Here is a 20,333-nt window from a genome sequence, read left to right as displayed (position 1 = left end):
CCGGTGCTCGCGGTGGTCTGGTCACCGAGATCGGCGGGGGTTTCTGCGGACACGCGCAACACCGTAACCGGGTTTGCTCGCCGCACACGGCACCGAGTAGTCTTCGATACGCGAATGTCCGCCTTCGCGCGTGCGTACTCACCGGTCCCGCTGTCAGCGATCCGCAGGTGCGTGTCCGGAGGCGTTCGTCGTTGGCTCTCGAACCAGCGCCCAAGATACGGCAGTACGCGTGTCCTGTCCGCGAGAACGTGAGTCTGTCCGACCGAACATCCATCCACCGACCCCAACCCGTCCGGAGCAACTCACCACATGGCCTCATCCACCGTCACCTCGCCGCAGGTAGCCGTCAACGACATCGGCTCCGCCGAGGATTTTCTCGCCGCGATCGACGCAACGATCAAGTACTTCAACGATGGCGACATCGTCGAGGGCACGATCGTCAAGGTCGACCGTGACGAGGTTCTTCTCGACATCGGTTACAAGACCGAGGGCGTCATTCCCTCTCGCGAGCTCTCCATCAAGCACGACGTCGACCCCAACGAGGTCGTCTCCGTGGGAGATGCGGTCGAAGCTCTCGTCCTCACCAAGGAGGACAAAGAGGGTCGTCTGATCCTGTCGAAGAAGCGCGCACAGTACGAACGCGCCTGGGGCACCATCGAGGAGCTCAAGGAGAAGGACGAGGCCGTCAAGGGCACCGTCATCGAGGTCGTCAAGGGTGGTCTCATCCTCGACATCGGCCTCCGCGGCTTCCTTCCCGCCTCGCTCGTCGAGATGCGTCGTGTCCGCGACCTCCAGCCGTACGTCGGCAAGGAGATCGAGGCCAAGATCATCGAGCTCGACAAGAACCGCAACAACGTCGTCCTCTCGCGCCGCGCATGGCTCGAGCAGACACAGTCCGAGGTTCGCAGCGAGTTCCTGCACCAGCTCCAGAAGGGACAGGTCCGCAAGGGCGTCGTCTCCTCCATCGTCAACTTCGGCGCGTTCGTCGATCTCGGCGGCGTCGACGGCCTGGTGCACGTGTCCGAGCTGTCCTGGAAGCACATCGACCACCCGTCCGAGGTCGTCGAGGTCGGAACCGAGGTCACCGTCGAGGTTCTCGACGTCGACCTGGACCGCGAGCGTGTCTCCCTGTCGCTCAAGGCAACGCAGGAAGACCCGTGGCGTCAGTTCGCCCGCACCCACGCGATCGGCCAGATCGTCCCGGGCAAGGTCACCAAGCTGGTTCCCTTCGGAGCATTCGTGCGGGTCGAAGAGGGCATCGAGGGCTTGGTCCACATCTCGGAGCTGGCCGAGCGCCACGTCGAGGTCCCGGACCAGGTCGTCACCGTCGGAGACGACGCGTTGGTCAAGGTCATCGACATCGACCTCGAGCGTCGCCGTATCTCGCTGTCGCTGAAGCAGGCCAACGAGGACTACGCCGCCGAGTTCGATCCGTCCAAGTACGGCATGGCCGACTCGTACGACGACCAGGGCAACTACGTCTTCCCCGAGGGCTTCGATCCCGAGACCAACGAATGGCTCGAGGGCTTCGACAAGCAGCGTGAAGAGTGGGAAGGCCGCTACGCCGAGGCGGAGCGTCGCCACAAGATGCACACCGCTCAGATGGAGAAGACCGCCGCGGACGAGGCGCAGGAAGCTGCCAACGCAGCGGCCGGCTACTCCTCCGAGACCGGTACCCCGTCTGCACAGGGTGCACCGGCTGCAGCAGCTCCCGAGTCCACCGGCGGATCGCTCGCCAGTGACGCTCAGCTCGCCGCACTGCGCGAGAAGCTGTCCGGCGGAGCATGATCCGCTGATCTACCGCTCCACGAGAAGGCCCCGAACCGCATGCGGTTCGGGGCCTTTCCCGTGATGCGAGCATCTCGCTGCGGGGCACTGCACATACCGACGACGAAGGCCCGATCCATGACGGATCGGGCCTTCGGCCGTGTCTGGTACGCCGCGAATCAGCTCGCTACAGCGGTACCCCAACCTGTGCTCATCTGAGCACTGCGCTTACGCATGGAGGCAAAGCTGTGACGTGCCGGGCTGATGAGTGAGGTGAACCAGTTGCGGCGGTGCTCCGCCAACGCGTCGGCGACCTGAGGAATCAGAATGCAGTGCACGCCGTCGGACATTCCCAGGCGGTGCCGCCCGGGCTGCATCCGCCCGACTCCCACTCCCGCAATGGTGTTCATGCCCGTCCTTTACCTGTCGAGTACTTGCTCGGCCGATCCGGCGAGGGAGTCGGCGAAGAAAGTACGAAAGCCTGTTGTGCGCCTCGAAGATAACCGACAGGTTGGGAAACATGGTGCATTTGAGACTGGTGATTCGCGGCGTGTTCGATGCGGAGGGTCGCTGACTCGGTCACACTGTGGGTGTGTTGAGAATCGGATTGACCGGTGGAATGGGTGCGGGCAAGTCGACGGTGTCCCGCACCTTGGCGAGTCTCGGTGCCGTCGTAGTGGATGCGGACAAGATCGCACGGGAGGTCGTCGAGCCCGGAACACCCGGACTCGCAGCGCTCGTCGAGCGTTTCGGCGACGACATCCTCGCCGAGGACGGAACACTCCTTCGGCCCGCGTTGGCCGCCAGGGCATTCGGTGACGAGGAATCACGTCTCGCTCTCAACGGCATCATGCATCCGTTGATCGGTCGGCGGACGACCGAACTCATCGAGAGTGCACCGGACGATTGTGTGCTGGTGCACGATATTCCGTTGCTCGTCGAATCCCGTTCGGCCGCAGCCTTTCACCTCGTCGTGGTCGTGTATCTGGAGGCCGAGGAGCGCGTGCGCCGGCTGGTGGCCTCCCGTGGGCTCGACGAGAAGGACGCCCGCTCGAGGATCGCTGCCCAGGCGACCGACGAGCAGCGCCGGGACGCGGCCGATGTGTGGCTCGACAATTCGGGAACTCAGGAAGCCCTGGAATCCGCGGTACACGAGCTGTGGTCGAACCGGCTCGAACCGTTCGCCCGGAACGTGCGGTCCGCCGCGGTTGCTCGGTCTGCGCCCGCTGTCGTTCCCGCCGATCCGACGTGGCCCGCGCAGGCGCGGCGGGTGGCCGACCGGATCCGTCTGGCGTGCGGTGACAAAGCGCTGCGTGTCGACCACATCGGCTCCACCGCGGTTCCGGACTTCCCGGCGAAGGACGTGCTGGACATTCAGGTCACGGTCGCCGACCTGACCACGGCGGACGCACTTCGCGAATCACTGACCGCTGCCACGTTCCCGCGGATCGAGCACATCGTGACCGACGACCCGATGCCGTCCGCGGTACCCGGTGAAGCCGACCCTGCGCTGTGGGAGAAGCGCTTGCACGGTGCCGCCGACCCCGGACGGCCGGTGAACATCCACGTGCGTGTCGACGGGTGGCCCGGACAGGTGTTCGCGCTCATGTTCCGTGATTGGCTCCGCGCCGACGCGTCGGCACGCGAGGAGTACTTGACGGTGAAGGAGCGCGCGTCGACACTCGCAGCGCAGCACGACGACTACAGCGCGGCTATCGATGCGTACGTCCGAGCGAAGGCCCCCTACTTCGAGGGTGTGTATCCGACAGTTCTGTCGTGGGCGACACGGACAGGGTGGTCGGCGGACTGACTCCGGTCAGCGCCAGCGGGTCGGCATCCCGAGTGACGCCAGCCACCGGTCCAGGTCGTGCCCGGCGGAGGCGATCCCGTCGATCGCCGCCGTGGCGGTACGAATCGCGGTCTCCACGGTCCCGGCGTCGAGCAGCCCGGTGGTGTGTGCGGCCAGCAGTTCGTCGACGTCCAGCAGTTCCGAATCACGCCCGGTGCGGACGACGATGTCCAGATAATGGTCGACCGACCGCCACGTCTCCGCGTCCCGCGTGAAGTCACCGATGTCCACGTAGTAGTTCTGATCGCGTCGGTGACGCGGTACGTAGTGGAAGACCGATGCGCGGATACCCAGGGACGGGATGATCCACGATTCGAGGTAGTCGAACGACGGGTGGTCGGAGGGCCGCGCCATGTACAGGCCCCAGTCCGTCGCCTCGTAGACGTCGACGGGCCGCACGAAACCCTTCGGATCGGTGTTGGTCCGTCCGAGCGTGTCGAACACCTCGACCTTGGGCGGATGGACGTGGACCGAACCGGCTGAAGCCATGCCGGAGACGCTACCGTCGGCGCTGGTGCCGCGTCGGTCACCGCTCGTCGGAATCGTCCCCCGGGGTGGTCTCGGTGGCGAACATGGACCGCACGGCGTCGAGGGTGTCGGCCTCCGCGGGTGACTTGTCGTCGCGGTACCGCACGACTCTCGCGAAGCGTAGGGCGACGCCGCCCGGGTACCGCGTCGATCGCTGAAGACCGTCGATGGCGATCTCCACCACCTGCTCCGGTCTGACATGCACCACGTGGGCCGTCCGGGAGGTCTCGAGTGCGAGGAAATGCTCGGTCTGCCACGCCAGCATCTCGTCGGTCATGCCCTTGAAGGTCTTGCCGAGCATGACGAAACCGCCCGCCGGATCCACGGCACCGAGGTGGATGTTGGACAGCAGACCGGATCTACGGCCCGATCCCCACTCGACTGCCAGGACGACCAGATCGAGCGTGTGGACGGGTTTGACCTTCACCCACGCCGATCCACGTCGACCCGCGTCGTACGCCGCGGTCAGGTTCTTGACCACGACGCCTTCATGGCCCGCCGCGACGGCCGACCGCGCGAAGTCGTCCGCGGCGCCGGCGTCGTCGGTCACCAGACGCGGCACTCGGTGCGCCGGCGGCACCAGAGCGTCGAGGACGGCGACGCGCTCCTCGAGCGGCCGATCCAGCAGGTCGTCGCCGTCCAGATGAAGGATGTCGAAGAAGTACGGCGTGACCACGACTCCGGTGGACTGCGCCGTGCGCGACGCGGTGTCCTGGAAGGCCCGTGGCCGCCCGTTCTGGTCGAGGGCCAAGGCCTCTCCGTCGAGGACGGCCGACGACACGGGCAGCGCGCGAACGATGTCGACGACCTCGGGCAGCCGAGCCGTGATGTCGTCGAGGCTGCGAGTGGTGATCAGGACCTCGTCCTCCCGGCGGTGGACCTGGATGCGGATTCCGTCGAGCTTGGTGTCCAGAGCGACCGGGCCACCAGCTGCGCCCGCAGCCTTGACCACACCGTCCGCCACCGTGGGTGCACTCGAGGCCAACATGGGCAGCACGGCCCGCCCGACGGTGAGTCCTACCGCGCCGAGGGCCTCCTCCCCGCCGGAGAAGGCCGCAGTGGCCGCGTCGACGGTCGACCCGGACAGCATGGCCGCACGACGGACCGCCGGAAGTGGAACACCCGCAGCGGACGCCACGGCCTCCTGGACGAGGGCATCGAGTGCGCCCTGGCGGACCTCGCCGGTGACCACGCCGCGCAGCCACGTCTGCTCCGTGTCGGTCGCGGCCGCGAACAGTGCGGTGACAGCCGCCGCGCGGGTGGCCTGCGATCCGGGCCCGGACATCGAGGAGATGGCCTCGAAGGCTGCGTCCACCGCGTCCACCGCGAGCGTGGGCGCGGCCGACGCGGGCGGGAGCGTGGCGACGCTCCGCCAGCCGAGGCCGGTCCGACGCTGGCGCAACGACCCCGATGCATAGCGGGTGACCAGCGGTACCTCGTCGACGTCGCACTCGGACAGCAAGGCCGACAGGGCGAGCACCTTGGCCTTGCGGGAGCGGGTGGCGGAGACGGCGGCCGAGGTGTCGACGACGCGTGCGAGCAGCATGAGGCCATTGTTGCGCTCGGGTCCGACAGCGCAGACGGGGGAGTGACGACGCCCGCAGAGTTTGTCGGTGGTCGGGCCTACTCTGGACACATGGCTTTTGCAGCTGAACAACCCGTCCTCGCGCATTCCGAGTTCCGCCCCGTGGGCGACATCGAGCGCAGTGACCGGCCCTTCGAGGTAGTCAGTGAATACTCGCCGGCCGGAGACCAGCCGACCGCCATCGCAGAGCTCACCAAGCGCGTCAAGGCGGGGGAGAAGGACATCGTCCTTCTCGGCGCGACGGGTACCGGTAAATCGGCCACCACGGCATGGCTCATCGAGCAGGTGCAGCGCCCGACGCTGCTGATGGCTCCCAACAAGACGCTGGCGGCGCAGCTGGCCAACGAGCTGCGGGAGATGTTGCCGAACAACTCCGTCGAGTACTTCGTCTCGTACTACGACTACTACCAACCCGAGGCGTACATCGCCCAGACCGACACGTACATCGAGAAGGACTCGTCGGTCAACGACGACGTCGAGCGGCTCCGGCACTCCGCGACGGCAAATCTGCTCTCACGTCGTGACGTGGTGGTCGTCGCCTCCGTGTCGTGCATCTACGGTCTGGGCACGCCTCAGTCGTACGTGGATCGCTCCGTCCACCTCGCGGTGGGCCAGGAAGTTCCGCGCGACAAGTTCCTGCGGCTGCTGGTCGACGTGCAGTACACCCGCAACGACATGGCGTTCACCCGCGGATCGTTCCGAGTGCGCGGCGACACCGTCGAGATCATTCCGTCCTACGAGGAACTTGCCGTCCGGATCGAATTCTTCGGCGACGAGATCGAAGCGCTGTACTTCCTCCATCCGCTCACCGGTGACGTGGTGCGCCAGGTCGACACCGTGCGCATCTTCCCGGCGACGCACTACGTGGCCGGGCCCGAGCGCATGGAGCGGGCGGTACGCGACATCGAAGCCGAACTCGAGGAGCGTCTCGCCGATCTCGAGGGCAAGGGCAAGCTGCTCGAAGCGCAGCGGCTGCGTATGCGGACCCAGTACGACCTGGAGATGATCAAGCAGGTCGGGTTCTGCTCCGGCATCGAGAACTACTCCCGGCACATCGACGGTCGTCCCGCGGGGACGGCGCCGGCAACGCTGATCGACTATTTCCCGGACGACTTCCTGCTGGTCATCGACGAGTCCCACGTGACGGTGCCGCAGATCGGCGCCATGTACGAGGGCGACATGTCGCGCAAGCGCAATCTCGTCGAGTTCGGCTTCCGGCTGCCGTCGGCGACGGACAACCGGCCGCTGACGTGGGAGGAGTTCACGCAGCGCATCGGACAGACCGTGTACCTCTCGGCCACCCCCGGCAAGTACGAGCTGGGGCAGAGCGGCGGCGAGGTGGTCGAGCAGGTCATCCGCCCGACCGGGCTGGTCGATCCGGAGATCGTGGTCAAGCCGACCAAGGGCCAGATCGACGATCTGGTCCACGAGATCAGGCAGCGCACCGAGAAGGACGAGCGCATCCTGGTCACGACGTTGACCAAGAAGATGGCCGAGGACCTGACCGACTACCTCCTCGAGCTCGGCATCCGTGTGCGGTACCTGCACTCGGACATCGACACCCTGCGTCGTGTAGAGCTGCTTCGTCAGCTGCGACTCGGCGAGTACGACGTGTTGATCGGCATCAACCTGCTGCGTGAAGGTCTCGACCTTCCGGAGGTTTCGTTGGTGGCAATCCTCGACGCGGACAAGGAAGGGTTCCTGCGCAGCGGGACCAGCTTGGTGCAGACCATCGGCCGTGCGGCTCGAAACGTGTCCGGCGAGGTGCACATGTACGCGGACAAGATCACCGACTCGATGAAGTACGCGATCGAGGAGACGGATCGGCGCCGTGCGAAGCAGGTGGCCTACAACCTGGAGATGGGGGTCGACCCTCAGCCGCTGCGGAAGAAGATCGCCGACATCCTCGACCAGGTCTACGAGGAGGCCGAGGACACCGAGGCGAATGTCGACATCGGCGGGTCGGGCCGCAATGCCAGCCGTGGACGTCGTGCGCCCGGCGAGGCGGGCCGCACCGGAAGCAGCGGTGTCGTGGAGGGACGCGACGTCTCGACCATGCCCCGCGCCGAGTTGGCGGACCTGGTCAAGCAGCTCACCGACCAGATGATGAACGCGGCGCGCGAACTGCAATTCGAGCTCGCCGGGCGCCTGCGCGACGAGATCCAGGACTTGAAGAAGGAACTTCGCGGAATGGACGCCGCGGGCCTGTCCTGAACCGTCGAAGCCCGGTACCGACACATCGGTACCGGGCTTCGTCGTGTCAGCTCGTGATGTCCTTCGTGGCGAAGCGTCGCCACGCGATGATCCCGAACACCGTCGCGTAGGCCAGGGACGAGAATGCGCCGTCCAGCAAGTCGTTCCACGCCAACGTCGGAGACAGAACCCCCGTCCACGATGTCGAGTAGTGACCGGGCAGGAAGTTGCGCAGCGAACCGAGCGCGGTGATCTGATCGAGGATCTGCGCGAGGATCGACACCATCACCGTGCCACCGACCGCCCCGAGCGGTGCATCCGTCGTGACGGACAGGGCCAACGCCAGCCCGGCCACCCAGCTCAGATTGATGGCGATGAAGACGACGCCGATGGCCAGCCGTCCGATCGACAATCCGAAGGAAAGTGCATCGCCGAACGGCGACACCAGGGACCCCACGCCGTACAGGACACTGCCCAGAATCAGTGAGACCAGGACGAGCGTCATCAAGGCGGCCAGCGACAGGATCGTCGACACGACGGCCTTCTGACGGAGCAGCCGTCCACGCGGCACCGGGACCGCGAGCAGGTACCGCAGACTCGACCACGATGCCTCGCTGGCTATCGAGTCTCCGAAGAACAGCGCGACCACGACGATGAGCAGGAATCCCACCGATACGAACAGCGCGAACACGAGGAAGTTCACACCGCTCTGCGTCCCCAGATCGATCAGACTGCCGCTCGCCGTGGCGGAGTCCGATCCGCCGACGGTGAACGCGATCGCCATGATGACCGGGAGCAGCGCCAAGAACCCGAGCGCCAGTTGCGTCCGGCGGCGAGTGAACTGGCGGGTGATCTCGGTGCGGACCGACAACGTCGACGACGCGTCGTAGCCGACAACACGGCCGTCGAGGTGCGCCGGCGTCACGGCCGACCCGGACGTCGCGAGAGACTCGTCGCGGCTCATACCCCCACCCCTTCGTGTGCAGCGGCGTTCAGCCGATCCGTGTCGTCGTGCACGAGGTCGAGGAACACGTCCTCGAGACGCGTCGATCGGGCCGCGGACGACACACCGATGCCGGCGTCGACGAGGGCCCTGATCACGACTGCGGGATCGAGTGTTCCCAGTTGCGCCTTGACGGTGCCCGCGGGTTCGACCTCGGTGACCTCGCCCATGCCGTCGATGTCTCGCAGCAGGGCCACCGTGTCCGTGACCCGGTCGACGCGGAACTCCACGGGACCGCTGGCGCCGATGAGGTCGTCCACTGTTCCGGAACTGATCACGACTCCCTTGTTCATGACGACGACGTGCGTACACGTCTGCTCGACCTCGGCCAGCAGGTGACTACTGACCAGAACCGTCCTGCCCGTCTGTGCGTACCGGATCAGGACGTCACGCATGGTGCGGATCTGGGGCGGATCGAGCCCGTTGGTCGGCTCGTCCAGGACCATCAGGTCGGGAAGTCCGAGCATCGCCTGTGCGATGGCGAGGCGTTGCCGCATGCCCTGGCTGTACGACCGGACCTTGCGGTGGATGGCCGAGCCCAGGTCGGCGATCTCGAGCGCTTCCTCGAGATGAGCGTCCTCCGCGGGTCGGCCGGTGGCTCGCCAGTACAGATCGAGGTTCTCCATGCCGGACAGGTGGGGGAGGAACCCCGATCCCTCGACGAACGACCCGAGCCGGGACAGCACCGGTGCACCGGGGGTGACCAGATGGCCGAACACGCGGATCTCGCCGGCAGACGGGGTGATGAGACCCATCAACATGCGCAGTGTGGTCGTCTTACCCGCACCGTTCGGACCGAGAAGACCAAGAACCTGACCCGCGCCGACTCGGAACGACACGTCGTCCACAGCGCGGAACCCGTTGGCGTAGCTCTTGGCCAGATCGGTGATGACCAGCGGAACGTCACGCAGAGATTCGTCCACCTCGGCGACGGTGCGCTTGCGCGCCGTGATCGACGTGGCGGTCACGAGCGCTGCGACGAGCAGTGCGAGTGCAGCGATACCCACGACGGGAACGATCGGGAACGTCGACTCGGTGTTCTCGGCCGGCACCGAGGGCAGGGACAGCGTCGCGTCCGCAAGGGTGACCGACACCGCTGCCGGATCGAGCGGAACCGCGTAGGCCTGATCGGTGGTGGAGAACGCCACCTCGACGCGATGGCCGGCCGCTACCTGATATGCCATGCCCGGCAACGTGACCCGCACCGTCGTCGGTGTGTCCGACGGCGGTACCCGGAACGCGGAGACCAGGCCCTCGGGAAGGGTGCGTCGACCGTCGTCGGCCACGTCGTACAACTTGGCGAACAGTACGGTGCCGGAGGCAGCCGCGGTCGGACCCACGGTGACCCCGACCGACGATGTACCCGTGATCGTGTACGAGGACGTCAACGGTTCGGTCGCGAACGACGCGGTCTGTCCGGGGATGTCCCCGGTGAGCAGGGCGCTCGCCGCGCCGCCCGCCAGGGCGGCCGCCCCGCCGAGTGCGGACGCGGATCCGACACCCGGCAGGGATGTCAACGCCGACGGCGATGCGCCGGGAGGCCGGATGATCGTCTGCGTGTCGGTGCCCGTCGTGGACGTGAGCGCGAAATCTTCACGAGCGGTGGGCGACTCGGCGGCGTCGGGGGTCAGACCCGGGTAGTCGGTGGCCGTCAGATCGCGGGCGCGATCACCCTGGTCGGTGGGGTCACCGGCCAGGGCGTAGGTGAACGGAGCCGGTGAGGACGGAGCCGCATCGCGATCACCGGTGAGGTGCTGCATCAGGAAGTCGGCGACTGCACCGTCCGCGACGGCGTCTGTGCCGCCCGCGTCGTGGCCACCGTCGAACCAACGGACCTGTACCGACCCCCCGGCAGCGGCGATCTGACGGGCCGTCGCATCGGCCTGGTCGAGCCCGAACAGCGTGTCGCGCTGACCCTGGACCAACAGCGTCGGTGCGGTGATCGACGATGCGAACGAGATGGGGGACCGAGCGCGGAGGAGTTCGCTGGTGGCAGCCGACGGTTGGCCGCTCACCGCGGAGTCCGCGTACGCCAGGCATACCTGGAGCGCGAAGCGTCCGCATGCTCCGGCTGGGGACGACGTCGGTTCGGGGGCTCCCTCGGCCGCGGGGGCCGGAGCGGCGCCCGCTCCGAAGAAGATGCCTGCCCATCCCCGCTTCAGGACGCCCGCGTCACTGCCCGCGGAGACAGCGGGAGTCGACCCGTCCACGGCCGTGTCGCCCGGCACGGCGTAGTTCGGGAAGAGACTCTGGTTCAGGTCGTTCCACGTGATCGACGCGGCATCGGCGTCGATTCTGGGGTCGGTGCCGGCGGCCATCAAAGCCAGTGCGCCACCGTAGGATCCGCCGGCGACGCCGACTCGGGGATCGCCGGGAGCGTCGAGCTGGACCTCCGACCGCGTGGCCAGATAGTCGATGAGGCCCCGTGCGTCCGCCACTTCGCGATCGGGGTCGTTCAGTCCGATGGTTCCCGTGCTGGCTCCGAATCCGCGAGCGCTGTACGCGAGTACGACGAGACCACGTGACGCCAGATCGCGAGCCTGGTCGGCGACGGAGTTCTTGTCGCCACCGAATCCGTGTGCGAGCAGAACCGCGGGGGCCGGTGCCGACGTCTGGGGAAGGTAGAGCGTGGTGTCGATGTCCACGGTGGCGCTGCTTCCCGGACTTTCGGGCAGGGAACGAACGGACTCCTCGGTCCGCACTGCACCGCGAGCGCTGTCCGTGTCACGGAGGAGAACGAACGAGGCCACCGCGACGACGAGGACCAGCAGAACGGCGACAGCGATCACCGCCGGTCGGCCGAGCGTCGAGGCACGTCCGGGCAACCGGATTCGCAGGCGTGGCATTCGTTCAATGTAGGCGAGGGTGACGACACGTGCTTTCGGCCGGAAGCTGCGTCGGTCGGTACCCGCTGCGACTAATGTCTCGAATCGACCCCCGATCACAGTCGGGACATGACTACTGGAGGAATGTATGAGCGCTTACCGCAACGTCGTCGTCGGAACCGATGGATCCGATTCGTCACTGCGGGCCGTCGAGAAAGCAGCAGCGCTGGCGGGGGATTCCGACGCGACGCTCTACATCGCTTGTGCCTACTACCCTGCGGACTCGAAGTCGTCCTCGCAGGATGCGGATGCGTTGAAGGAGGATGCCTACCAGATCACGGGATCCGCTCCGACGCAGGAGATTCTGCGTACCGCGAAGGAACGCGCCGTCGCTGCCGGAGCGTCCTCCATCGAGGAGCGCCCGGTGGTCGGCAATCCTGTCGACTCGCTGCTCGAACTGGTCGGCGAGGTGAAGGCCGACCTGCTCGTGGTGGGCAACCGGGGACTCAACTCGCTGACAGGTCGGCTGCTCGGCTCGGTGCCCTCGGACGCCGCGCGTAAGGCGCGCTGCGACGTCCTGATCGTCCACACCACGCACTGATCACGGTCGAAGCCCCTTGGAGCCGTTCACTGTGCGAGTAGGTCGCACAGTGAACGGCTCACTGGTCGAACGTGGTGATGGGCCCGAGCACGGTGGGTAGCGGCGAACTGTGGACGATGTCCAGGCGCTGAGTCGCGCGGGTGAGCGCGACGTACAGGTCGTTCAGACCGCGAGACGACTCCGAGACGATGCGCGCCGGTTCGACCAGCAGCACCGAGTCGAACTCGAGGCCTTTCGCATCTCGGACCGTCGACACGCGCACCGACTCCGATTCCAGATGTGAGAGAGACGGCACCAGCTCCGCCGGCGCGAGCACCGCGGACATGCCCGGTCGCGGATGGACGTCGACCCGTCGTTGCACAGCCGCGGGAACATCCTTGTCCGCGACGTGATCAGCGCGGGGGATCTCACCGTTGTCGCGTACCGATCTGGGGATGGACGCAGTCGGATCCAGCTCCGCGAGCACACGGTGAGCAATCTCCATGATCGCGGCCGGGGTGCGATAGTTCACCGTCAGCTCGGAGAGTTTCCATCGCTGCGCGACGTACGGACCCAGGACGTCCTGCCAGGACGACGCTCCCGCGGGATCGCCCGTCTGCGCGACGTCGCCCACCAAGGTCATCCATCGATTGGGTATGCGGCGCATCACCATTCGCCACGCCATCTCGGAGAGCTCCTGCGCCTCGTCGACGATCACGTGTCCGTAGGTCCACGTCCGGTCGCCCGCGGCACGTTCCGCCGCGGTGAGGCGCCGACCGTGACCTTGTCGCTGCGCCAGTCGATCCGCATCGATGAGGTCGTACGCCATCAGGATCTCCGGGTCGAGCTCGTCCTCGAGATCCTGCGGGGCAGAGCCCGTCAAGATGTCCAGTGCGCCCTGCGCATCCTCGATCTGGGCGCGCCACTTCTTCTGCTCCCGTTCACGCTCCGCCGCGTCGTCGATACCGAGCAATTCCGCCAGCTCGTCCAGCAGTGGTGCGTCCGCAGCGCTGAACCGACCGTCGTCCGATCGCTCGAGCGCGGCTCGATCGTCGGGCGAGAGTCGAGGCGCTGCCGTCCTCAATCGTTCGGGTGATGCGAGAAGACCGGCCAGGACGTCCTGGGCGGTCAGCTCCGGCCACAGCCCTCCCACCGCGGCCATCAGCTCTGTGTTCTCACGCATCTCGTCACGGATGTCGGCGATGTCGTCGCGGCTGAGCAGATTGGACCCGTCGAGTACGTCGCCGCCGACGATCGCGGCGAACTGGTCGGCCAGCAGGTCGACCATGGTCGAGACGAAGATGGGGCGAGCCAGGTTGTGAGGTCGCCGGGACGACCGTGCGCGACCTCGGGCCCGTGTCGCCATCTTCTTGTCGATGCGCAGCGTGTACGTGTCGAAGTCGACGTGGAGCGGCTCCGCGGGGAGCTCCTGACGATCGCGCACAGCGGCGGTCAGGACATCGACGATCGTCAGCGAGCCCTTGAGCTCGGCTGCACGAGCCGTGTCCTCCCGGCTCGAGTCGATGCCCGGGTACAGATCACCGATGGTGGAGAGCAGGACGCCGGTCTCACCCAGCGAGGGAAGTACCTGCCCGATGTAGTCGAGGAACGTGCTGTTGGGCCCGATGATCAGCACGCCGCTCTTGTCCAGCTGCTGGCGGTACGTGTACAGCAGGTAGGCCGCTCGATGCAGCGCCACCGCGGTCTTGCCCGTACCGGGTCCGCCCTGCACCACCAGCACGCTCCGGTGCGTGGACCGGATGATGTCGTCCTGCTCGCGCTGGATCGTCTCGACGATGTCGTTCATCTGACCGGTCCGGGCAGCGTTCAACGCTGCCAGCAACGCGCTCTCACCGGCGACTCCGTCGGACCCGGTGTCGACGCCGGCCCGCTGCGCGGTGGTGAGGTCGAGGTACTCGTCCGCAACGCCCGTCACGCGGCGGCTCCGAGTCCTGATGTGGCGTCGGCGGACGACCCCTTCGGGAGCGGCGGGTGTCGCGAGATAGAACGGGCGGGCCATCGGCGCACGCCAGTCGTAGAGCAGGGACTCGTAGTCGTTGTCCTCGTCGAGGATGCCGACGCGACCGATGTACCGCGATGCGTCGTCTTCGACGTCGATACGGCCGAAGCAGAGGCCGTTCTCGGAGGCGTCGTACTTCGCGATGTCGTCGTTGTAGAGGGCGGAGAACGATTCACGTTCGCTGCGGGCCTGCGGTGTCCCACCGGTCTGCAGCAGTACCGCACTCAACCGGTTCTTCGCGTAGTCGCGGAGAGCGTCGAGGCGGTCGTAGAGCAGTGTGACGCGCTGCTGTTCCACGTCGAGGTCGGTGTCCTGCGCGTGTGTCGAGGTGCCCTGATCCGGCACATGTTCTCCTGAGCGAGAGTGGGGCGGGTGAAGCGGACTGTCACGCGTCGAGAAGGTGCATCGAAGCGCCAGAAAAGTCTACGGGCATCCGACGACAACGGCCGGTGTACCCGAGTCCTCGGGTACACCGGCCGTTGCGCCGAACTGTGGATCAGATGTACTGATGCACCGTGCCCTCGATCTGTGAGCGCGCAGCCTTCGCGCGCTTCTCGGCGTCCTTCAAGGACTGCTGCAACTGCTTCTGAGCGTCCTTGCTGGTGGCCTTGTACTGCTTCTTGTAATCCTTGCGAGCGGCGTCGAACTGCTTGCGAGCGTCCTTGCCCGACTTCTTGGCCTGCTTACGAGCCTTCTTGCCGTACTTGTCGACGAGGTCGCTTCCGTCGCTCTTGGCCTTCTCGGCCAGTTCCGCACCGCGTGCCGCAGCGATCTCGGCATACTTGCTTCCGCGATCCTGGGCGACGTCGGCGAACTCCGACGCGCGTGCGGCCGCCAGATCGGCCCACTTGGAGCTGCGCTCCTTGGCCAGTTCGGCCAGCTTGCCGCCGCGATCCTGCGCGACCTCCGCCAGCTCGGATCCACGCTGCGACGCGATCTCCACGAGGGGCTGTGCCCGCTCGGCGGCAACGCCGGCCAGTTCCTTCGCGCGCTCGCCGGCGTGGGCGAGTGTCTCGGTGCTGTCCGATGAGGAGACCAGGGGCAGGGCGCCGGCAACGGCGATCTTGGCCTGCTTGGCCGCCTTGCGGCCGCGCCATGCGACGGAGGGCTTGCCCTCGGTGTCGACGGCTGCGATGAGCAGGCCGCCGAGGAGGCTGACGTTCTTGATGAACTGCGTGCGCTGCAGCGCCTTGGCCGCCGGGTCCGTCTCGTTCCAGAACGAGTGGCCCGCGAGGGTCGTGGGAACGAGGCTGCCGGCGAGCACGGTCGACGCGAGGCGCGGTGCGCGACCGGTCGCGAGCAGCAGCCCTCCGCCGATCTGCACCCCGGCGTTGATCTTCACCAGGGTCTCGGGGTCGGTGGGAACGTTCTGCGTCACCTCGTCGGGAAGAGCGTCCTGGCTCTTCTCGATGAGTGGCTTCGCGGCCTGGGCCCTTCCGGCGGGGTTGCGCAGTGCATCCACGCCTCCTGCGATGAATATCGATGCGAGCATCGGTCGGGCGATCCGGCGGACAATCACTGAGCCTCCTGCGTTGCGGCTGTGGTCTGAACAAGTACTCGGGCGCACCGCACCCGAGGTCGAACTGTATCCATACCCCTGCGGCCATGGCTTGAATCCGGTCGACGTGCCGACCGGCATCCGTTGTGACGGGTCACCAGCCGCGCTCTCGCCATTCGTGCAGGTGCGGGCGTTCGACCCCGAGCGTGGTGTCCTTGCCGTGACCGGGATAGACGACCGTGTTGTCGTCGTACCGGCCGAAGATCCGGGACTCGACGTCGTCGAGAAGCGAGGCGAAGTTCGCGTCCCCGTCCGTCTTTCCGACACCGCCGGGGAACAACGAGTCCCCGGTGAACAGATGGACGCGGCCGTCGGCTGGGTCGGTCAACGCCAGGGCGATCGATCCCGGGGTGTGCCCGCGGAGGTGGATGATGTCGAGTGAGACGTCGCCGACCTCGACGGAATCGCCGTCCTCGAGCAGGCGGGTGGGCGGAACGGGGAGAGGTTCGGCGTCGAGAGGATGAGCCGCGGACGGCGCGTCCGTAGCCGAGGCGACCTCCGCCAGGGCCTGCCAATGGTCGAAGTGCTGGTGGGTGGTGACGATCATCGACACGTCGGGAGCGACGGCCGTCACGATCGACCGCAGTGTGTCGGCCTCGTTGGCGGCGTCGATGAGCAACGACTTGCCGGTCGAGGAACAAACGACGAGATAGGCGTTGTTGTCCATCGGGCCCACCGAGGTCTTGACGATGCTCGCGTGTGACAGCGTGCGACGTTGCGACCCCGTTCCGGCGGTCACCTCACCGGTGTAGTCGTCGGAGATGGTCGGTGCGGCAGAGTCCATGAGGTGAGATTACCCACGCCTCACCGGTCGAGCGCGGACGCCGCGACGGTCCGAACCTGTCGGTGGTGCGGCATATGGTCGTGTAGCCCGTCTTGTACGAACTCCGTGAACACACGCACCGTGTGTGGGCACGAGTTCTCGGCGGCGCCGGAACACGTCCGACAAGAGTGAACAGACGAGTTCACGACCCGATCGGGTCGTGACACCAGGAAAGGACAACCGTGGCGGATCGCCTGGTAGTGCAGGGCGCGCGTGAACACAATCTCAAGGGCGTCGACATCGACCTCCCTCGGGACAGTCTCATCGTGTTCACCGGTCTGTCCGGATCGGGCAAGTCGAGTCTCGCGTTCGACACCATCTTCGCGGAGGGGCAGCGGCGCTACGTCGAGTCGCTGTCGGCGTACGCGCGGCAGTTCCTCGGCCAGATGGACAAGCCGGACGTGGACTTCATCGAGGGTCTGTCCCCGGCGGTGTCCATCGACCAGAAGTCGACCAACCGCAACCCGCGCTCGACCGTGGGAACCATCACCGAGGTGTACGACTATCTGCGACTGTTGTACGCGCGTGCCGGCACCGCCCATTGCCCGCAGTGCGGCGAGCGCATCGCCAAGCAGTCGCCCCAGCAGATCGTCGACCAGGTGCTGGCGATGGAGGAGGGCATCCGCTTCCAGGTCCTCGCGCCCGTCGTGCGTACCCGCAAGGGTGAGTTCGTCGACCTGTTCGAGCAGCTGAACACACAGGGCTACTCGAGGATCCGCGTGGACGGCACGGTCCACCAGCTCACCGATCCGCCCAAGCTCAAGAAGCAGGACAAGCACGACATCGAGGTCGTGGTGGATCGCCTCACGGTCAAGGCGTCGTCCAAGCAGCGCCTCACCGACTCGGTGGAGACGGCTCTACGGCTCGCCGACGGCATCCTGGTCCTGGACTTCGTCGACCGCGAGGAGAACGCGCCCGACCGTGAGCGCCGCTTCTCGGAGCGTCTCGCCTGCCCCAACGGACATCCGCTCTCGGTGGACGAGCTCGAACCCCGTGCGTTCTCGTTCAACTCTCCGTACGGCGCCTGCCCCGAGTGCGTCGGTCTCGGAATCCGCAAGGAAGTCGACCCGGAGCTGGTCGTCCCGGACCCGGATCTGAGCCTCGCCGACGGTGCGATCGCACCGTGGTCGATGGGTCAGACGTCCGAGTACTTCGGCCGGCTGCTGTCCGGGCTCGCCGACGCGATGGGCTTCGACATCGACATGCCGTGGCGCAAGCTGCCCGCCAAGGTCAAGCGAGCTGTCCTCGACGGCAGTGAGCATCAGGTACACGTCCGCTACAAGAATCGGTACGGCCGCACTCGCTCGTACTACGCCGAGTTCGAGGGCGTGATGCCGTTCCTGCATCGCCGGATGGACCAGACCGAGTCCGAGCAGATGAAGGAACGCTACGACGGGTACATGCGCGAGGTCGACTGCCCGGTCTGCCAGGGTGCTCGCCTCCGTCCGGAGATCCTGTCGGTCACCATCGCCGCCGGGGACTTCGGCGACAAGTCGATCGCCGACGTCTGCGCGCTCTCGATCTCGGAGTGCTCGAACTTCCTCAACACGCTCACGCTCGGTCCGCGTGAGGAGGCCATTGCCGGCCAGGTGCTCAAGGAGATCCAGGCCCGGCTGGGGTTCCTGCTCGACGTCGGACTCGAGTACCTCACGCTGTCGAGAGCCGCAGGAACGCTGTCCGGTGGAGAAGCTCAGCGCATCCGCCTGGCCACGCAGATCGGCAGCGGTCTGGTCGGCGTTCTGTACGTGCTCGACGAGCCGTCCATCGGTCTGCATCAACGCGACAACCGCCGTCTCATCGACACCCTGACCAGGCTTCGCAATCTGGGCAACACGCTCATCGTCGTCGAGCACGACGAGGACACCATCAGGACGTCCGACTGGGTGGTCGACATCGGCCCGCTCGCCGGTGAGCGCGGTGGTCGCGTCGTGCACAGCGGTACGTACGAGGCGCTTCTCACCAACCCGGAGAGCCTCACCGGCGCGTATCTGTCCGGTCGTTCGGCCATCGAGGTCCCGGAGGTCCGTCGTCGGATCGATCCCAAGCGCAAGGTCTCCGTGATCGGTGCCCGCGAGCACAACCTGCAGGACATCGACGTCAGTTTCCCGTTGGGAGTGCTCACCTCGGTGACCGGCGTCTCGGGCTCGGGCAAGTCGACGCTGGTCAACGACATCCTGGCAACCGTCATGGCCAACAAGCTCAACGGTGCCCGTCAGGTCCCCGGCCGTCACACCCGTGTTAACGGGCTGGACCAGCTGGACAAGTTGGTGCGCGTCGATCAGTCGCCCATCGGTCGCACACCGCGATCCAACGCGGCGACGTACACCGGTGTCTTCGACAAGATCCGGACCTTGTTCGCCGCGACGACCGAGGCGAAGATCCGCGGCTACCAGCCGGGACGGTTCTCCTTCAACGTCAAGGGTGGCCGCTGCGAAGCGTGCTCCGGCGACGGCACTCTGAAGATCGAGATGAACTTCCTACCCGACGTGTACGTGCCGTGCGAGGTCTGCAACGGTGCGCGCTACAACCGGGAAACTCTCGAGGTGCACTACAAGGGCAAGACCATCGCCGAGGTTCTCGACATGCCCATCGAGGAAGCCGCCGACTTCTTCGAACCGATCACGTCCATCCACCGCTACCTGAAGACTCTGAACGAGGTAGGGCTGGGGTACGTGCGGTTGGGGCAGCCGGCGACCACGCTGTCCGGCGGTGAAGCACAGCGGGTGAAGTTGGCTGCGGAGCTGCAGAAGCGGTCGATGGGCCGCACTGTCTACATCCTCGACGAACCGACCACCGGACTGCATTTCGAGGACATCCGCAAACTGCTGCTGGTGATCAACGGTCTGGTGGACAAGGGCAACACCGTCATCGTCATCGAGCACAACCTCGACGTGATCAAGACGTCGGACTGGGTCATCGACATGGGCCCCGAGGGTGGATCGGGCGGCGGCACGATGGTCGCCGAGGGAACACCGGAACAGATCGCCGGCGTGGCGGAGAGCTACACCGGCAAGTTCTTGCAGGAGTCCTTGCAGGCGGCCACCGCCCCGCCGGTCCCCGCGAAGCGGGCCCGACGGCGGAAGCCGGTGGCGGTGTCCTGACGTTCCGTCAGTAGACGGGCCCGGTGTACTTCTCGCCGGGCCCGGCGCCGGGCGCATCGGGGTGTGCGGACTGCTCGCGGAACGCCTTCTGCAGTGCCTGCAGACCCTCGCGGATCGGTCCCGCGTGCGGGCCCAGGTATTCGACGGATGCCGTCACGAGTCCGGCCAGTGCCGTGATCACGCGGCGTGCTTCGTCGAGGTCGAGGTGGGGGCTGCTGGACGGATCGGCGTCGGACAGGCCCAGCTTCTCGGCCGCCGAGCTCATCAACATCACTGCCGCCCTGCTGATCACCTCCACCGCGGGAACCTCGGCCAATTCTCGAACGTCGGGCTCGCGGCCGGACTCTGCTGCATCGTCGTGCGTGGTCATGTCCGAAACGATGCCACGGCGCTCCGACAGCGATCGACCCGCGTCGCACCGATTCGGTGTGTGAGAGGTCGTGGTGTTATTCTTGTTCAACGACCGCCTTCAGGTGTGTCCATGTGCGTGTGCTCGACAGC

14 protein-coding genes are annotated in these 20,333 nt (G+C 66.5%); 5 read left to right on the top strand and 9 right to left on the bottom strand.

The annotated features are described in order from the left end of the window. The first annotated feature begins 309 nt into the window (after positions 1-309). Positions 310-1,788, top strand: a complete 1,479-nt coding sequence (rpsA, locus tag ASG64_RS00165; protein WP_042573317.1) for a 30S ribosomal protein S1 — start codon at positions 310-312, stop codon at positions 1,786-1,788. A 158-nt stretch (positions 1,789-1,946) separates the two neighbouring features. Here rpsA and ASG64_RS00160 read toward each other — a convergent pair whose 3' ends face one another. Continuing rightward, the gene (locus tag ASG64_RS00160; protein WP_042573318.1) at positions 1,947-2,177 is read right to left on the bottom strand and encodes a hypothetical protein; all 231 of its coding nucleotides are present in this window, start codon (positions 2,175-2,177) and stop codon (positions 1,947-1,949) included. Between the two features lie 182 nt (positions 2,178-2,359). Here ASG64_RS00160 and coaE point away from each other — a divergent pair, with 182 nt between their 5' ends. Beyond that, on the top strand, positions 2,360-3,577 hold the full coding sequence (coaE, locus tag ASG64_RS00155; protein WP_056072347.1) for a dephospho-CoA kinase: 1,218 nt from the start codon (positions 2,360-2,362) through the stop codon (positions 3,575-3,577). Positions 3,578-3,583: 6 nt separating this feature from the next. Here coaE and ASG64_RS00150 read toward each other — a convergent pair whose 3' ends face one another. Both ASG64_RS00150 and ASG64_RS00145 read right to left on the bottom strand, forming a co-directional pair. Beyond that, positions 3,584-4,105 (bottom strand): DUF402 domain-containing protein, encoded by a 522-nt coding sequence (locus ASG64_RS00150; RefSeq protein WP_042573319.1) that lies wholly within the window; start codon positions 4,103-4,105, stop codon positions 3,584-3,586. Between the two features lie 37 nt (positions 4,106-4,142). Further along, entirely contained in the window at positions 4,143-5,690 is a 1,548-nt protein-coding gene (locus ASG64_RS00145; RefSeq protein ID WP_056069022.1) for an ATP-dependent DNA ligase, read from the bottom strand. Between the two features lie 90 nt (positions 5,691-5,780). Here ASG64_RS00145 and uvrB point away from each other — a divergent pair, with 90 nt between their 5' ends. Further along, entirely contained in the window at positions 5,781-7,943 is a 2,163-nt protein-coding gene (gene uvrB / locus ASG64_RS00140) for an excinuclease ABC subunit UvrB (RefSeq protein WP_056069019.1), read from the top strand. A gap of 46 nt (positions 7,944-7,989) precedes the next feature. Here uvrB and ASG64_RS00135 read toward each other — a convergent pair whose 3' ends face one another. Both ASG64_RS00135 and ASG64_RS00130 read right to left on the bottom strand, forming a co-directional pair. Then, complete coding sequence (locus ASG64_RS00135; RefSeq protein WP_042573322.1) at positions 7,990-8,886, bottom strand: ABC transporter permease; 897 nt, start codon at positions 8,884-8,886, stop codon at positions 7,990-7,992. Next, positions 8,883-11,771, bottom strand: coding sequence for an alpha/beta fold hydrolase (locus ASG64_RS00130; protein WP_056069017.1), 2,889 nt, complete (start codon positions 11,769-11,771; stop codon positions 8,883-8,885). Before ASG64_RS00130 ends, ASG64_RS00135 begins: the two co-directional genes overlap by 4 nt. Before the next feature lie 127 nt (positions 11,772-11,898). On the opposite strand from ASG64_RS00130, the gene ASG64_RS00125 reads away from it, so the two are divergent. Next, positions 11,899-12,351 (top strand): universal stress protein, encoded by a 453-nt coding sequence (locus tag ASG64_RS00125; RefSeq protein WP_042573324.1) that lies wholly within the window; start codon positions 11,899-11,901, stop codon positions 12,349-12,351. 58 nt (positions 12,352-12,409) lie between these two features. Here ASG64_RS00125 and ASG64_RS00120 read toward each other — a convergent pair whose 3' ends face one another. The 3 genes from ASG64_RS00120 to ASG64_RS00110 all read right to left on the bottom strand — a co-directional run bounded on the left by ASG64_RS00120 (position 12,410) and on the right by ASG64_RS00110 (position 16,692). Then, positions 12,410-14,695 carry a HelD family protein gene (locus tag ASG64_RS00120; protein WP_056069013.1) on the bottom strand — a complete coding sequence of 762 codons (2,286 nt, stop codon included), beginning with the start codon at positions 14,693-14,695 and terminating at the stop codon, positions 12,410-12,412. A 151-nt stretch (positions 14,696-14,846) separates the two neighbouring features. Then, positions 14,847-15,869, bottom strand: coding sequence for a DoxX family protein (locus ASG64_RS00115; protein ID WP_042573326.1), 1,023 nt, complete (start codon positions 15,867-15,869; stop codon positions 14,847-14,849). A gap of 133 nt (positions 15,870-16,002) precedes the next feature. Further along, positions 16,003-16,692, bottom strand: coding sequence for an MBL fold metallo-hydrolase (locus tag ASG64_RS00110; protein ID WP_056069011.1), 690 nt, complete (start codon positions 16,690-16,692; stop codon positions 16,003-16,005). A 221-nt stretch (positions 16,693-16,913) separates the two neighbouring features. Between ASG64_RS00110 and uvrA the strand changes: the two genes are divergently transcribed. Further along, entirely contained in the window at positions 16,914-19,832 is a 2,919-nt protein-coding gene (gene uvrA / locus ASG64_RS00105; RefSeq protein WP_056069008.1) for an excinuclease ABC subunit UvrA, read from the top strand. A 7-nt stretch (positions 19,833-19,839) separates the two neighbouring features. On the opposite strand, the gene ASG64_RS00100 is transcribed toward uvrA, so the two are convergent. Continuing rightward, positions 19,840-20,202 carry a DUF1844 domain-containing protein gene (locus ASG64_RS00100; RefSeq protein ID WP_042573329.1) on the bottom strand — a complete coding sequence of 121 codons (363 nt, stop codon included), beginning with the start codon at positions 20,200-20,202 and terminating at the stop codon, positions 19,840-19,842. Positions 20,203-20,333 lie beyond the last annotated feature (131 nt).

The organism is Rhodococcus sp. Leaf247, from assembly GCF_001426185.1.
GTDB lineage: Bacteria > Actinomycetota > Actinomycetes > Mycobacteriales > Mycobacteriaceae > Rhodococcoides.
Note: the sequence above shows the minus strand (reverse complement) of the source record. Positions and strands in the feature narration are given on the sequence as shown.

Coding starts and splice junctions, on each gene's coding strand:
- ASG64_RS00160 (WP_042573318.1), bottom strand. CDS start 2,177: ATGAACACCATTGCGGGAGTGGGAGTCGGGCGGATGCAGCCCGGGCGG.
- rpsA (WP_042573317.1), top strand. CDS start 310: ATGGCCTCATCCACCGTCACCTCGCCGCAGGTAGCCGTCAACGACATC.
- ASG64_RS00110 (WP_056069011.1), bottom strand. CDS start 16,692: ATGGACTCTGCCGCACCGACCATCTCCGACGACTACACCGGTGAGGTG.
- ASG64_RS00135 (WP_042573322.1), bottom strand. CDS start 8,886: ATGAGCCGCGACGAGTCTCTCGCGACGTCCGGGTCGGCCGTGACGCCG.
- ASG64_RS00100 (WP_042573329.1), bottom strand. CDS start 20,202: ATGACCACGCACGACGATGCAGCAGAGTCCGGCCGCGAGCCCGACGTT.
- ASG64_RS00125 (WP_042573324.1), top strand. CDS start 11,899: ATGAGCGCTTACCGCAACGTCGTCGTCGGAACCGATGGATCCGATTCG.
- ASG64_RS00130 (WP_056069017.1), bottom strand. CDS start 11,771: ATGCCACGCCTGCGAATCCGGTTGCCCGGACGTGCCTCGACGCTCGGC.
- ASG64_RS00145 (WP_056069022.1), bottom strand. CDS start 5,690: ATGCTGCTCGCACGCGTCGTCGACACCTCGGCCGCCGTCTCCGCCACC.
- ASG64_RS00150 (WP_042573319.1), bottom strand. CDS start 4,105: ATGGCTTCAGCCGGTTCGGTCCACGTCCATCCGCCCAAGGTCGAGGTG.
- uvrB (WP_056069019.1), top strand. CDS start 5,781: ATGGCTTTTGCAGCTGAACAACCCGTCCTCGCGCATTCCGAGTTCCGC.